The 14006-nt window shown below is 65.3% G+C and carries 14 protein-coding genes; 6 read left to right on the top strand and 8 right to left on the bottom strand.

Annotation, left to right across the window (positions count from 1 at the left end):
- Positions 1-23 precede the first annotated feature (23 nt).
- Positions 24-1418, bottom strand: a complete 1395-nt coding sequence (locus ACR9YP_RS04740) for a flavin monoamine oxidase family protein (RefSeq protein ID WP_438103762.1) — start codon at positions 1416-1418, stop codon at positions 24-26.
- Between the two features lie 193 nt (positions 1419-1611).
- Between ACR9YP_RS04740 and ACR9YP_RS04745 the strand changes: the two genes are divergently transcribed.
- The gene (locus ACR9YP_RS04745) at positions 1612-2577 is read left to right on the top strand and encodes a YiiX/YebB-like N1pC/P60 family cysteine hydrolase (RefSeq protein ID WP_474219102.1); all 966 of its coding nucleotides are present in this window, start codon (positions 1612-1614) and stop codon (positions 2575-2577) included.
- A 127-nt stretch (positions 2578-2704) separates the two neighbouring features.
- Here the strand turns inward: ACR9YP_RS04745 and ACR9YP_RS04750 are convergent, their stop codons facing one another.
- Together ACR9YP_RS04750 and ACR9YP_RS04755 are read right to left on the bottom strand one after the other, a co-directional pair.
- A complete protein-coding gene (locus ACR9YP_RS04750; protein ID WP_438103448.1) occupies positions 2705-3994 on the bottom strand; it encodes an IS4 family transposase in 1290 nt (429 codons plus the stop codon).
- Between the two features lie 341 nt (positions 3995-4335).
- Complete coding sequence (locus ACR9YP_RS04755) at positions 4336-4611, bottom strand: metal-sensitive transcriptional regulator (RefSeq protein WP_024338640.1); 276 nt, start codon at positions 4609-4611, stop codon at positions 4336-4338.
- A 50-nt stretch (positions 4612-4661) separates the two neighbouring features.
- Here ACR9YP_RS04755 and ACR9YP_RS04760 point away from each other — a divergent pair, with 50 nt between their 5' ends.
- From ACR9YP_RS04760 to ACR9YP_RS04770, 3 genes are all read left to right on the top strand, one after another.
- Positions 4662-7124: a heavy metal translocating P-type ATPase gene (locus ACR9YP_RS04760; RefSeq protein WP_438103760.1), complete on the top strand. Its 2463-nt coding sequence runs from the start codon at positions 4662-4664 to the stop codon at positions 7122-7124.
- A gap of 182 nt (positions 7125-7306) precedes the next feature.
- Entirely contained in the window at positions 7307-7753 is a 447-nt protein-coding gene (gene nikR, locus ACR9YP_RS04765; RefSeq protein ID WP_438103758.1) for a nickel-responsive transcriptional regulator NikR, read from the top strand.
- Positions 7754-8002: 249 nt separating this feature from the next.
- Positions 8003-8743 carry a sulfate transporter family protein gene (locus ACR9YP_RS04770; protein WP_438103756.1) on the top strand — a complete coding sequence of 247 codons (741 nt, stop codon included), beginning with the start codon at positions 8003-8005 and terminating at the stop codon, positions 8741-8743.
- Positions 8744-8764: 21 nt separating this feature from the next.
- On the opposite strand, the gene nth is transcribed toward ACR9YP_RS04770, so the two are convergent.
- Positions 8765-9514, bottom strand: coding sequence for an endonuclease III (gene nth, locus ACR9YP_RS04775; protein WP_474219103.1), 750 nt, complete (start codon positions 9512-9514; stop codon positions 8765-8767).
- Between the two features lie 22 nt (positions 9515-9536).
- On the opposite strand from nth, the gene ACR9YP_RS04780 reads away from it, so the two are divergent.
- Together ACR9YP_RS04780 and ACR9YP_RS04785 are read left to right on the top strand one after the other, a co-directional pair.
- Positions 9537-10070, top strand: coding sequence for a DUF2244 domain-containing protein (locus tag ACR9YP_RS04780; RefSeq protein WP_438103755.1), 534 nt, complete (start codon positions 9537-9539; stop codon positions 10068-10070).
- A 55-nt stretch (positions 10071-10125) separates the two neighbouring features.
- Complete coding sequence (locus tag ACR9YP_RS04785) at positions 10126-11022, top strand: methylated-DNA--[protein]-cysteine S-methyltransferase (protein ID WP_474219104.1); 897 nt, start codon at positions 10126-10128, stop codon at positions 11020-11022.
- Positions 11023-11145: 123 nt separating this feature from the next.
- Here the strand turns inward: ACR9YP_RS04785 and ACR9YP_RS04790 are convergent, their stop codons facing one another.
- From ACR9YP_RS04790 to pyrF, 4 genes are all read right to left on the bottom strand, one after another.
- A complete protein-coding gene (locus tag ACR9YP_RS04790; RefSeq protein WP_128930471.1) occupies positions 11146-11769 on the bottom strand; it encodes a 2,3-bisphosphoglycerate-dependent phosphoglycerate mutase in 624 nt (207 codons plus the stop codon).
- Positions 11770-11872: 103 nt separating this feature from the next.
- A complete protein-coding gene (gene dapB, locus ACR9YP_RS04795; RefSeq protein WP_438103752.1) occupies positions 11873-12688 on the bottom strand; it encodes a 4-hydroxy-tetrahydrodipicolinate reductase in 816 nt (271 codons plus the stop codon).
- A gap of 266 nt (positions 12689-12954) precedes the next feature.
- Positions 12955-13266: a DUF1330 domain-containing protein gene (locus ACR9YP_RS04800; protein WP_438103750.1), complete on the bottom strand. Its 312-nt coding sequence runs from the start codon at positions 13264-13266 to the stop codon at positions 12955-12957.
- A gap of 24 nt (positions 13267-13290) precedes the next feature.
- On the bottom strand, positions 13291-14001 hold the full coding sequence (gene pyrF / locus ACR9YP_RS04805) for an orotidine-5'-phosphate decarboxylase (RefSeq protein WP_438103748.1): 711 nt from the start codon (positions 13999-14001) through the stop codon (positions 13291-13293).
- Between the last annotated feature and the right edge of the window lie 5 nt (positions 14002-14006).

Genomic DNA, 14006 nt, shown 5'->3' on the forward strand with positions numbered 1-14006 from the left:
GCTTGTCCAGGACGACGACTGAATCAATTCCGCGGCGGCCTCGCCCTGCGCTTCTTCGTCGACTGCGTCGGCACGTCCGCGGGCTCGTCCTTGAGCGCGCCGATCTTGCGCAGCGCGGCCTCCGCGGCGCGTTCGCCGCTTTCCCAGGCGCCGTCGACCGTGCCCCACAGCGTCTCATGCGTGGCTTCGCCGGCGAGGAACATGTTGCCGATCGGCTCTGCCAAAACCTTTCGCGAGAGCTGGCCGCCGGGCGAGGCCGCCGACATCGCGCCCATGACATGGGGCGAGGCATTCCAGCGCGTCGCGCTGGTCTTCTGCACGGCGGCCGCAGCCTCGCTGCCGAACAGTTTGGTGATCCACTCCTTCGCGAAAGCCGTCATCGCCTTCTCGCCCTGCTCGGCGAGATCGCGGCCGAACGAGCCGCCGACGTCGATCGAACACAGCGAGGAGCCGCCGATATTGGCGAACATGCGGGCCGTGCGCGTCGAGTTGCTCTGCTCGATGAGAATGTCATCACGCGACAGTCCGAGCGGATTGCCCGGCAGTTGCAGCACGATGTGATCATAGCTGCCGAGGGTGAGCTTCGATGCCGCGTCTAACGTGCGTTTCGGAATGTCGGGCGCGAACTTGATCGCGCCTGAGGTCAGCACGTTGGTCGAGACCGTGATGATGGCGGCGCGGGCGGCAATCTTGCCGCTCGGGGTCTCCACGCCGACGTCGCGATTGCTCCAGACGATCCGGCTCGCCGGCGTCGACAGCGCCACCGGCGCCTGCTCGCCGAGTTTCGCGATCAGCGTCCCCAGACCCTGGCGGCAGGCGATCGCGCCATTGCGGTCCTGCGCGCGGGTCTTGTCGATCGCCGAAAGCTCCTTCAGATCCTTGCCCGCAAAGCCCGCGCCAAGCATGAACTCGGCCGCGCCGGCCCAGTCGCCGAGATCCTTCGGCAGCGCGGAGGCGCAGGAAGTATCCAGCTTGCCGCGCGCGGCGTCGTCGATGGCGCGGTTGGCGCGGACCAGCGCGGCCAGGAACTCCTCGGTCTCGCCGGCGCGCGCATTGCGGCGGCCGATGCGCATCTTCTGACCTGACGGGGCCGGCAGCACGTCGAGCCCGGCGCTGCGCGCCAGCCGGATCATCGGATTGGTCTCGGGATTGTGCATCCAGCGCGCGCCGCGGTCGAACGGCGTGCCGAAAGTCGTGCTATCCGTGATGCAACGGCCGCCGATCTGGGCCGCCGCTTCCAGCACCACAACCTTGCGGTTGGCGGCCATGATGCGCCGCGCTGCGGCAATTCCCGCGACCCCCGCGCCGATCACGACGATGTCAGCCTCCCGCGGCGGGGTCGCGGCGGTTGCGCGCAGCACCGGCATCGCGGCAAGGGCCGCCGACGCCGAAAGGAAACCGCGGCGCGTGATTGTCATGTCATGGTTTCCGGGGACTTGCGGCGAACGGGAACAGCCCGCGAACCTTGCCGTATCTGATGTTGCGCAGCAACCATCATGGTGAATCAATCGTGCTTGATCTCACAGAGTGATGAACCGAATTGCAACACGTTTCGACCATGATAGAGAAGGGAAAAAGACGGCCGGAAAAGGCCGTGGGGGGGAGTTCGAAATGGGGACGGTCCTGGACTCAGTCGGCAAGCTGATTGCCGCGTACCTCTCGAAGGAGGTGCCGGGCTACGAGCCGTTCACGCCGAGCGACCCCGAGCACCTGCGCGGCGTCATCGAGCCCGGCGACGTGCTGCTGGTCGAGGGCAACAACCGCATCTCCGGCATCATCAAATACCTGACGCAGTCGACCTGGTCGCATGCTGCGCTCTATGTCGGTCCGATCGAGGGCGCGGAAGAGGCGGACGGCGAACCGCATGTGCTGATCGAGGCCAATATCGGCGAGGGCGTCACCTCTGCGCCTTTGTCGAAATATTTCCCGTATCACACTCGCGTCTGCCGCCCGGTCGGGCTGTCCTATGAGGACCGCACCACCGTCTGCCGCTATGCGATCAACCGCATCGGCTTCGGCTACGATACCAAGAATATTGTCGACCTCATGCGCTTCCTGTTCCCGCTGCCAGTGCCACAGCGCTGGCGGCGGCGCATGATCGCGCTGGGATCGGGCGATCCGACCAAGATCATCTGCTCGGCGCTGATCGCGCAGGCGTTCGACGCCGTGCGCTACCCGATCCTGCCAAAGATCACCAAGGCCGGCAGCCGCGCTGCTCGCCGCGAGATCCTGCACATCCGCGATTCCTCGCTCTACATGCCTCGCGACTTCGACATCTCGCCCTATTTCGAAGTCGTCAAACCCACCATCGTGCACGGCTTCGACTACACGGCCTTGCACTGGGCCGACAAGCAGAAGCCGCTCGAGGAGGTGGCGGGCACATTCAGTGTGTTTCCAGAAACGCTCCGTGCGCCGCCGCTCGTTCCTGAAGCGATTGACCAAGAGACGCCGGCTGAGATTTCGGCTGAGGAAGTGAGCAAGCCACCTGCCGAGATCGCCGGCCATGTCCCGCTGCTGAAGAGGCTGGCGATGTACCGCCCGCGGCGGCGAGGCCGGGCAAGAGAGAGGGCGGCGTAGCTCCACTGTCGTCCCGGCGAAGGCCGGGACCCATTACCGCGTGATCTATCGATTGCGTGCGGTGAGAGTACCGAATGACGAGTCTTCGCCAAACCCCTCCCTGAGGTTATGGGTCCCGGCCTTCGCCCTAGGGCATGCACATATCTCTGAGGCTCCATCCTGCTGCGACGGCGTGGAAGTATTCGAGGCCGTTCTTGAAGGTGATCGGGCCCGGCGGCTTGGACGATGGGTAGCCGTCCCAGCCGCCGAGGCGACCAATGATCCAGGCGGCCCAAGCGAGGCTATCGGGCGGATGTGGGTTCTTTAATCGCTTGCTCCCGGCTTCGAGTTGACGGTTGAGGGCGGTGAGCACGTTAATTTGGCCGTTGTCGAAGGCAGCGAGAATGGGTTGGCGACTGCCATTGCGGGCCTGCAGAAGTTGGATTGTGATGACGGCCGCCTTAGCGGCAATCGCGACCAGCTTGAGAAGGCGATCGGCGGTTCCGATCTGGCTGTCTTCGAGCTTGAAGCCTTGTGTCTTCAGGATGCGGAAGAACTGCTCGATGATCCAGCGTTGCTTGTACCATTGGACGATGCGCCAGGCGTCCTCGATGCCGGTAACCTCGTGAGAGGTGAGAAGCCGCCAGTGCAGCGGCTCTACCCCGGTTTCGGCATTGATCTCGCGCACATCGACCACCGCCAATGGCAAGCTTTCCGGCAGATGGCGCAGGAACTTACTCTGTGGGCGGGCGAGCTCGATTGCGCCAAAGCGAAGTTCGAGGTGAGCCAGGCGGGCGGGCCGCGCGGCGCGCGCAGGCAATTGGATCGCACGCCGATCCACCGCGGCCATGGCATCGCTGACCTCATACAAGCCGCTGCGGTCGGCAAGCTTGCGATCATGCATGCTGCGCGCGATGACGTGGAAGTGTTGCTCGGCCGAGCTGGCATAAAGGGCAAAAATATCGCTCTCGCGGTCACCCAGCACCGTCACCGCTGTGGCCTTGGTGAGGAGCGGCTTGGCCGCCATGGCAGTGGATATCCAGCGCTGCGATTCCTTGTCCGATAACTCCCGATCGTCGTGCGAGGTCGTGCGGCGACCTGTGCGCGTCCATATCTGCCCGCTCAAAAGTCCAAGACAGTTGCCGTCATCGGCATCCACAGCCAGCAGCGGATGCAGCAGCACGCCGTGGTTATTGCCTTTGCCGATTTCTCCGAGCCCGCGCCGGCGTTGCGGTGTGGTGTTGAAGTGGATCTCGCTGGTGTCCTGGATGGCCAGCACGTGGCGGCCCTCTACCGCAGCGACCGTGCTTTCGCTCCAGCTTTCGATGATCCGCTCCACCGTCACCTTGTCATGGCCAAGAAAGCGGTTGAACCGCACTTCCAGCGCGCGGTTCCCCCTGGAGAGCTGCCGAAGGCAGACAGTTTTGCCCACAACCATGCGTTCGACGAACGCCGCCCCCCTTTATCGAGACGACGATCCCCGAACCGGCCCAGCGTCCAGTCAATCCGTGACAACATCGCGGCACCCCGTCCAAATCATGGAGTGCCGCAATACGAATCACACAGAACTCTGATTCTGGAATCCTCCCAGGCCGATCCGAGTCAATCCGCCGCACCAGATATGTGCATGCCCTAGGGCCTTCGCCGGGACGACAGTGGAGGAGATGTGGTGTTTCTCTTTCCGCGTCATTGCGAGCGCAGCGAAGCAATCCAGACTGTCACCGCGTCGACAGTCTGGATTGCTTCGTCGCAAGGGCTCCTCGCAATGACGGTGAGAGCCTACCGCTCCGCCCGTCCGATCACCGCCATCAGCTCCGCGATCTTCTCGCGCTGATCGGCCTTGTCGCCGCTGGCGATGGCGTGCTCGACGCAATGGGCGACGTGATCCTTCAGGATCTCCTCCTCGACCCGGCGCAGCGCGGCGCGCACCGCCGAGATCTGCGTGACGATGTCGATGCAGTAGCGGTCTTCCTCTACCATTTTCGAGAGGCCGCGAACCTGGCCCTCGATCCGGCCGAGACGTTTTCCGACAGATGCCTTGATGTCCTTGCGCATGCGGCCTATATACCCCTACCGGGTATAGGTTGCAAGGCCGGAGCATGGAAATGAATAACAGCGAACACGAGCATCATCACGACGCCACAGATGGACATCCGGGATGCGGTTGTTCCGCCAAGGCCACGCCCGCAGCGGCCAATCCGGCGTCCTCCTGCTGCGGCGGACACGGCGATCAGGCCGGCCACGCCCATCATCACACGCATGACCATGGCGATGCCGCGACGAAGGTTCTTGATCCCGTCTGCGGCATGACGGTCGATCCCGCGACGTCGAAGCACCACCTCACACATCACGGCGAGACCTTCCATTTCTGCTCGGCCGGCTGCCGCACCAAATTCGCCGCCGACCCCGCCAAGTATCTCGCCAAGGACAAGGCACCCGAGCCCGAGATGCCCGCGGGCACGATCTACACCTGCCCAATGCACCCCGAGATCCGCCAGGTCGGCCCCGGCACCTGCCCGATCTGCGGCATGGCGCTGGAGCCGGAAGTCGCGAGCCTCGAGACCGGGCCCAATCCGGAGCTTGCCGACATGACGCGGCGGTTCTGGATCGGCGGCGCGCTGGCGCTGCCGGCCGTGGTGCTGGAGATGGGCGGCCACCTCGCGGGCCCGCACAACTGGATCGACCAGACATTGTCGAACTGGATCCAGCTCGTCTTCGCCACGCCCGTGGTGCTGTGGGCCGGCTGGCCGTTCTTCGTCCGCGGCTGGCAGTCGCTGCTGACGCGCAACCTCAACATGTTCACGCTGATCGCGATGGGCACCGGCGTCGCCTATGTCTACAGCATCATCGGCACCGTCGCGCCGCAGATGTTCCCTGCCACCTTCCGTGGCCATGAGGGGGCGGTCGCCGTCTATTTCGAGGCGGCTGCCGTCATCACCGTGCTGGTTCTGCTCGGCCAGGTGCTGGAGCTGCGCGCCCGCGATGCGACCTCGGGCGCAATCAAGACGCTGCTCCAGCTCGCCCCGAAGACCGCGCGCCGCGTCGATGCCGATGGCAGCGAGCATGAAGTCGAGATCGATACGCTGCATGCCGGCGACCGCTTGCGCGTTCGTCCCGGCGAGAAGGTGCCGGTCGACGGCGTGATCCTCGAAGGCCGTTCCTCGCTCGATGAATCGCTGGTCACGGGCGAATCCATGCCGGTCACCAAGGAGAGCGGAGCCAAGGTGATCGCCGGCACGCTCAACCAGTCCGGCAGCTTCATCATGCGCGCCGACAAGGTGGGACGCGAGACGCTGCTGTCGCAGATCGTGCAGATGGTCGCCGACGCGCAGCGCTCGCGCGCGCCGATCCAGCGGCTGGCCGATCAGGTCGCCGGCTGGTTCGTGCCGGCGGTGATCGTCGTCGCCATCGCCGCCTTTGCGGCCTGGTCGTGGTTCGGACCGGAGCCGCGGCTCGCCTTCGGCCTCGTCGCTGCGGTCAGCGTACTGATCATCGCCTGCCCCTGTGCGCTCGGACTTGCGACCCCGATGTCGATCATGGTCGGTGTCGGCCGCGGCGCACAAGCGGGCGTGCTGATCAAGAACGCCGAGGCGCTGGAACGGATGGAGAAGATCGACACGCTGGTGGTCGACAAGACCGGCACGCTGACCGAGGGCAAGCCCAAGGTGGTGGCGATCGTGCCGGCTGCCGGCTTTGCCGAGGATGACGTCCTTCGCCTCGCCGCCAGCGTCGAGCGTGCCAGCGAGCATCCCCTGGCCGATGCGATCGTGCGCGCGGCAAAGGAGAAGCAGCTCACTCTTGGCCAAGTCGAGCATTTTGACTCGCCGACCGGCAAGGGCGCGACCGGCAAGGTCGACGGCAAGACCATCGTACTCGGCAATGCCAGATATCTGACGTCGATCGGCATCGACACCAAGCTGCTCGACGCCGAAGCCGAGCGGCTGCGCGGCGACGGCGCCACCGTGATCAACATGGCCGTGGACGGCCGGCTTGCCGGCCTGTTCGCGATCGCCGATCCGGTCAAGGCCTCGACCCCGGAGGCGCTGAAGGCCCTCGCGGCCGAAGGCATCAAAGTCATCATGCTGACCGGCGACAACCGCACGACGGCGCAAGCGGTGGCGCGCCGGCTCGGCATCGCCGAAGTCGAGGCCGAGGTGTTGCCGGACCAGAAGAGCGCGGTGGTGACCAGGCTGCAAAAGGCCGGCCGCAGCGTCGCGATGGCCGGCGACGGCGTCAACGACGCGCCGGCGCTGGCGGCGGCCGAAGTCGGCATCGCCATGGGCACGGGCACCGATGTGGCGATGGAGAGCGCCGGCGTGACCCTGCTCAAGGGCGATCTCGTCGGCATCGTGCGGGCGCGAAAGCTGTCCCAGGCGACGATGAGCAATATCCGCCAAAACCTGTTCTTCGCCTTCATCTACAACGCCGCCGGCATCCCGATCGCGGCCGGCATCCTCTACCCGGCCTTCGGCGTGCTGCTGTCGCCGATCATCGCCGCGGCGGCGATGGCGCTGTCCTCGGTGAGCGTGGTCGGCAACGCGTTGCGCTTGCGCGCGACGCGACTGTGATGGTGTACTCCCTCTCCCCGTTCTTACGGGGAGAGGGTTGGGGTGAGGGGCATCTCCACACAGGCGGTAACAACTGCATTCGCGGAATGCTCCCCCTCACCCGTAATTCAAGCTACGCTTGAATTACGACCTCTCCCCGCAGGCGGGGCGAGGTAAGAAGGCGCCGCGCGAGGGAGCATCTGATGCAGCGAATTACGATCACGATCGAGGATGATCTGCTGGCGGAGATCGACGCGGCGGCGGAAGCGCGCGGCTATCAGAACCGCAGCGAGATCATCCGCGATCTCGCCCGCGCCGGCCTGCAACAGAGCAGCGAGGACACAGCGCAGACCGGCCCCTGCGTCGCCGGCCTCGTCTATGTCTACGACCACGCCGCGCGCGATCTCTCAAAACGCCTGGTGCAGGAATTCCACGGCCATCACGACCTCGCGCTCGCGACCCTGCACGTCCATCTCGACGACAACAATTGCATGGAGATGACCGCGCTGCGCGGCGCGGCCTCCGAGGTCAAGCATTTCGCCGATCACATCATCGCCGAACGCGGCGTGCGCTACGGCCGCGTGGTGATGATTCCGACCGGCGAGGGCAAGCACGTGAAGGCGCGGAAGCACGGGCACCGGCACGAGTAGGAAATCAAGCTGCGCAGGTGGTGCGGATCCCTCTCCCCTTGTGGGAGAGGGTGGCTCGCCGCAAAAGCGGCGAGACGGGTGAGGGGTCTCTCTCCGCGCGTCCAACTCTCATTTGAGATTTCGGAGACAACCCCTCATCCGGCGCTTCGCGCCACCTTCTCCCACAAGGGGAGAAGGCAAAGAAGCCGCCCTTGCCGAAGCCGCATCGGGTGTCTACCTCTCGCGGGTGGTTTCGGGAGAGGGTGCCCCATGCTGGATGCCGCCGTGAAGGCGTTGTCGCAAATGATCTCGCCGCCGATGCGCTCGATCCTGTGGCGATCGATCGGGCTGGCGCTGGTGCTGATCACCGTGCTGGCGATCGGCCTGCAGCGGCTCCTCAGCTGGTTTGCAACCTCTGGCGAGGTCTGGCTGGAGGGCCTGCTCGGGCCGGGCTGGCACTCATCGCTCGAGGTCCTCTCGTGGATCGTCTCGATCGCGGCCGGCCTCGGCGTCGTGTTCGGCGGCATCTTCCTGATGCCCGCCATCACCTCGCTGGTGGCGAGCCTGTTCGTCGACGACGTCGCCGACATCGTCGAGCGTGAGCACTATCCCGCCGAACGGCCCGGTGTCGCGCTGCCGTTCAGCCAGGCAATCCTCGAGGGCGTCAAGACCGCATTGCTGACGATCCTGGTCTATCTCGCCGCTCTGCCGCTGGTGCTATTCGCCGGCGCCGGCTTCCTGATCTTCTTCATCGCCGCCGCCTGGCTGCTCGGCCGGGAATATTTCGAGCTCGCGGCCATGCGCTTCCGCCCGCCAGAGGAAGCCAAGGCAATGCGGCGCGACAACGCCGCGATCATCTTCACTGCCGGCCTCTTCATCGCCGCCTTCGTCTCGATTCCGATCGTGAATCTGGCGACGCCGATCTTCGGCATGGCCTTCATGGTCCACATGCACAAGCGGCTGTCCGGCTCGCGGCCCGAGCTGATCGAGCCGGCGCGGCAGATGCGGTGACGCGCCCGACGCGGCACTGTCTCAGACCGTCTTCTCCGGCCATCGGCAGAGATCATTGATCAGGCAGACCTCGCAGCGCGGCTTGCGCGCGAGGCAAGTATAGCGGCCGTGCAGGATCAGCCAGTGATGGGCGTGCCGCATGAACTCGGCCGGGATCACCTTTTCGAGACCGAGCTCGACCTCGAGCGGTGTCTTGCCCGGCGCAAGCCCGGTGCGGTTGCCAACGCGGAAGACATGCGTGTCGACCGCCATGGTGTGCTCGCCAAAGGCCATGTTGAGCACGACGTTCGCAGTCTTGCGCCCGGCGCCGGGCAGCGACTCGATCCCGGCGCGCGTGCGCGGCACCTCGCCGCCGAACTCGCTGAGCACTTTTGCCGATAGCGCAATGACGTTCTTGGCCTTGGTGCGATAGAGGCCGATGCTCTTGATGTACTCGCGCAGGCGCTCCTCGCCGAGATCGAGCATCTTCTGCGGGGTGTCGGCCACCTCGAACAATGCGCGCGTCGCCTTGTTGACGCCGGCGTCGGTCGCCTGCGCCGACAGCACCACGGCGACCAGCAGCGTGAACGGATTGATGTGCTCAAGCTCGCCCTTCGGCTCCGGATTGGCCTTGCGGAAACGGCTGAAGGCCTCGTGAATTTCGGCGGGCGTCCAGGGTTTTGCGGCTTTGCGCGACTTTTTCGCGGGCGGTTTCGACTTTGCCGCGGCCGGTTTTGCCTTCTTCTTCACGGCCGCTTTGCGCGGAGCCGGCTTGCGGGTGATTTTCGCCATGATCGGGATATACTGAGGGACGATGAGCACAGGCAACGAAATTGAGCACAAGGACTCCGAAGATCAGCGCGAAGTGCAGATCTTCTCCGCGCTGCTGACGCCACACCGTTCGCTGAACCGCACCGGCTTCCTCGCCGTGATGCTGTTCCTGAGCGTTGTCAGCTTCGTCACGGGCCTTGCCTTCCTGATGATGGGGGCCTGGCCGGTATTGGGCTTCTTCGGGCTCGACGTTCTCGTGATCTGGTGGGCCTTCAAGGCCAATTTCCGCGCCGCACGGGCCAGCGAGGAGATCGTGGTCACTCCTTCCGAATTGCGCGTGCGCCGCGTCAGTGATCGCGGCCAGGTCGTCGAATGGACGTTCAATCCGCTCTGGGTCCGGCTCGACATGGAAATCGACGAGGATTTTGGCATCGAGCATCTCTATCTGATCTCGCGCGGGCACCAGATCCAGATCGCCCGCTTCCTGGGACCGGACGAAAAATCAAGCTTTTACAAAGGCTTGGTTGAGGCGCTGAACGCCGCCAAGCGCGGCCCGACCTACAATCCGATCACCTGATTTCAGATCAGAAATCGGGTGGTTTCATACCCTTCCCTCTCCTACATTTCCGGTCATGATGACACTCGCCATACATGACCAGCGCCTGGCCAAGCCGGGCCCCCAGAACGCCGCGCTGCGCGACTATGATTCCGTGCGCCGGGCGATCGCGTTCATCTCGGAAAACTGGCGCGCGCAGCCAACCATCGAGGCGATGGCGGATGCGGCCGGCGTCACGCCCGATGAGCTGCACCATCTGTTCCGCCGCTGGGCCTCGATCACACCGAAGGCTTTCATGCAGGCGCTCACCCTCGACCACGCCAAGGGGCTGCTCAGGGACTCCGCGAGCATCCTCGATGCGGCGCTCGACTCCGGTCTGTCGGGCCCCGGCCGGCTGCACGATCTCTTCGTCACCCATGAAGCGATGTCGCCGGGCGAATGGAAGAATGGCGGCGCGGGATTGACGCTGCGCTACGGCTTCCATCCCTCGCCGTTCGGCACCGCGATCGTGATCGCGACCGACCGCGGCCTGTCGGGCCTCGCCTTCGCCGATCACGGTGAGGAGAAGGTCGCGCTCGCCGACATGACGCGGCGCTGGCCGAAGGCCACTTATGTGGAAGATCACGACGGCACCGCGCCGCTCGCAGCGCGCATCTTCGACCCCAAGCTGTGGCGGCCGGATCAGCCGCTGCGCGTGGTCCTGATCGGCACCGATTTCGAGGTGCGGGTATGGGAGACGCTGCTGAAGATCCCGATGGGCCGCGCGGTGTCCTATTCCGACATCGCCTGCAACATCAACAGCCCGAAGGCCTCGCGCGCCGTCGGCGCTGCGGTCGGCAAGAACCCGGTCTCGTTCGTGGTCCCCTGCCACCGCGCCCTCGGCAAGAGCGGCACGCTCACCGGCTACCACTGGGGCATCACCCGCAAGCAGGCGATGCTGGGCTGGGAAGCGGGGCGGGTGGGGATGCAGTAGATCGCCGTCCCGGCGAAGCTGCCGTAGGGTGGACAAAGCGAAGCGTGCCCACCATGCATCAGCGATTGCGGAAGAATGGTGGGCACGGCGCTGTGCGCCTTTGCCCACCCTACGGGATCGTCATTACCCGGCCAGATCCAACTTCGAGGCCACGGTCGAATCCGCATTGAGGCGATAGATGATCGGCACACCGGTCGCCAGCTCGCGTTTCAAGATGCCTTCGGGCGAGAGCTTTTCCAGCACCATGATGAGCGCGCGCAAGGAGTTGCCGTGGGCGGCGACCAGCGTGCGCTTGCCGTTGAGGACGGCGGGCAGGATCTCCTGCACGTAGTAGGGCAGCGCCCGTGCCAGCGTATCCTTCAGGCTTTCGCCACCGGGCGGCGGCACGTCGTAGGAGCGGCGCCAGATCAGCACCTGGTCCTCGCCCCACTTCTTGCGGGCGTCGTCCTTGTTGAGGCCGGAGAGATCGCCATAGTCGCGCTCGTTCAGCGCGAGGTTCTTCGCGGTCGGCAGGCCTTCCTGCCCGAGCTCGCCGAGGATGAGATCCAGCGTGTGCTGCGCGCGCGTCAAGACCGAGGTGTAGGCGACGTCGAACACGAGACCCTGTGCCTTCAGCTTGCGGCCGGCTTCCTTGGCTTCGCTCACGCCGAGCTCGGTGAGGTCAGGATCCTTCCACCCCGTGAACAGGTTCTTCAGATTCCATTCGCTCTGGCCATGCCGCACGAGCACGAGAAGACGTTCGCTCATCAACTGCTTTCCATCTAGTTTATTGCTCTGAGCATGACCTTGTCGGAAAACCGCTTCGCACTTTGCGCTAACGCGGCCCTTCGGGTCCGGATCATGCTCTGGTTCAGATGTCGGACAGGCCGAGCACGTCGGCCATGGAGTAATGCCCCGGCGCTTTGCCGTGCGCCCACAGCGCCGCCTTGAGCGCGCCATGGGCGAACAGCATGCGGTCCTCGGCGTGATGCGACAGCGTCAGGCGTTCGAACTGGCCGAGGAAGCTGACACTGTGATCGCCGGCCACGGTGCCGCCGCGCAAGGAGGCAAAGCCGATGTCGCCGGGCCGGCGTGCGCCGGTGATGCCGTCGCGGCCGCGCGCGGAGTGTTCGTCGAGCTGAATGCCGCGCCCGCTAGCTGCTGCCTGGCCCAGCATCAGCGCGGTGCCCGAGGGCGCGTCGACCTTCATGCGATGATGGGTCTCGACGATCTCGATATCAAAACTCTGGTCGAGCGCCTTGGCGACGCGCTTGACCACGGCGGCAAGCAGGTTGACGCCCAGACTCATATTGCCGGATTGCACCACGACGGCCCGGTTGGTCACGCTCTTGATCACGGCGTTATCGGAGGCCGACAGCCCGGTGGTGCCGATGACATGGACGAGGCCGCGCTGGGCGGCGATCGCGACATTGGCGATAGTCGCCGCCGGCACGGTGAAATCGAGGATGCCATCGGCATCCTTGGACATCGCCCAGAGGTCGGCGGAGAGCGTGATGCCGTTGGCCGGCAGGCCTGCGAGCACGCCGGCATCCTTGCCGAGCAAGTCCGAGCCCGGCGCCTCCAGCGCGCCGGCCAGCACCGCGCCTTTGCTCTCGGCAATCGCCCGCGTCAGCGCACGGCCCATCCGGCCGCCAGCCCCAGCAACAATCAAGCGCATGTCGGACATGGTGTGATCCTCTCTGGGGCCGTTGTAGCGGGGGGAGGCAGTTCCGGCAACCGAGGCCACGAGCGCGCGGCGTGCTCCCACCCTCCCCTGGAGGGGCAGGGTCGGCACGCGATCGAGCAAAGCGAGATTGCGTGACGGGGGGGTGACGGTCTCTCCGCAACCAACCGTGCCCGAGCGGAGAGATCACCCCACCCCGCTGCGCCAGCCGCTTCGCGACATGCTCAGCGACCCTCCCCCTCCAGGGGAGGGTAAGACGAGATCGTGCCTCAGCCGTCCGACGGCTGCGGGCCGTCATAGCCCTCGATGATGATGAGCTCGGCGATGGAGTGCGGCTGGCGCACCTTGATGTTGGCCTGGTATTCCGGCGAGTTGTAGCAGGCGAGCGCGGTCTCGTAGTCTGGGAATTCGATCACGACGTTGCGGTTGCGGCTGGCGCCTTCGACGGTGGTGAACTTGCCACCGCGAACGACGAAGCGACCAGCCCATTTCTTGAAGATTGGACCGTTGGCGACGGCATAGGGCTTGTAGCCCTCGTCATTGCTCACATCGACGCGCCCGATCCAGTAGCCTTTTGCCATTGTTCTTCTCTCCCTGGTTGTTGCTCAGCCGAGCGCCTGCGCGATCTCGGCCTGGATGGCGTCGGCCGCGGCCCTGGGGTCGGCGGCTTCGAGGATCGGACGTCCGACGACGAGATAGTCGGCACCTGCGGCGATCGCACGCCCCGGCGTCATGATCCGCTTCTGGTCGCCACTCGGCGCGCCCGCCGGCCGGATGCCTGGCGTGACGAGGCTCATCTGGTGACCGACGATCTTTCGCAGGGCGCCCACTTCCTCGGGCGAGGACACGAGACCATCGACACCGAGCACCTGCGCCTGTTGGGCGCGGGCCTCGACCAGCTCGGAGACGCCGAGCCGATATCCGGCCGCGTGCAGATCGTCGTCGTTGTAGGAGGTCAGCACGGTGACCGCGAGAATCTTCAAGCCCGAGCCGCCACGTCCCTCGACGGCCGCCATCATGGTCTGCGGATAAGCGTGGACGGTGAGGAAAGTCGCCCCCAACTTGGCGACACTCTCGACACCGCGCATCACCGTGTTGCCGATGTCGTGCATCTTGAGATCGGCAAATACCTTCTTGCCCTTGTCGGCGAGCTTGCCGATCAGCGGGAGGCCGCCGGCATAGGCGAGTTGGTAGCCGATCTTGTAGAAGGTGACGCTGTCGCCAAGCTTTGCGACCATCGCCTCGGCAGCCTCCGGGCTCGACAGGTCGAGCGGGACGATCAGGCGGTCTTTCGGGGCGATCTCGGCTGGCGTCATGTCAC

The organism is Bradyrhizobium sp. BR14999 (genome assembly GCF_056106085.1).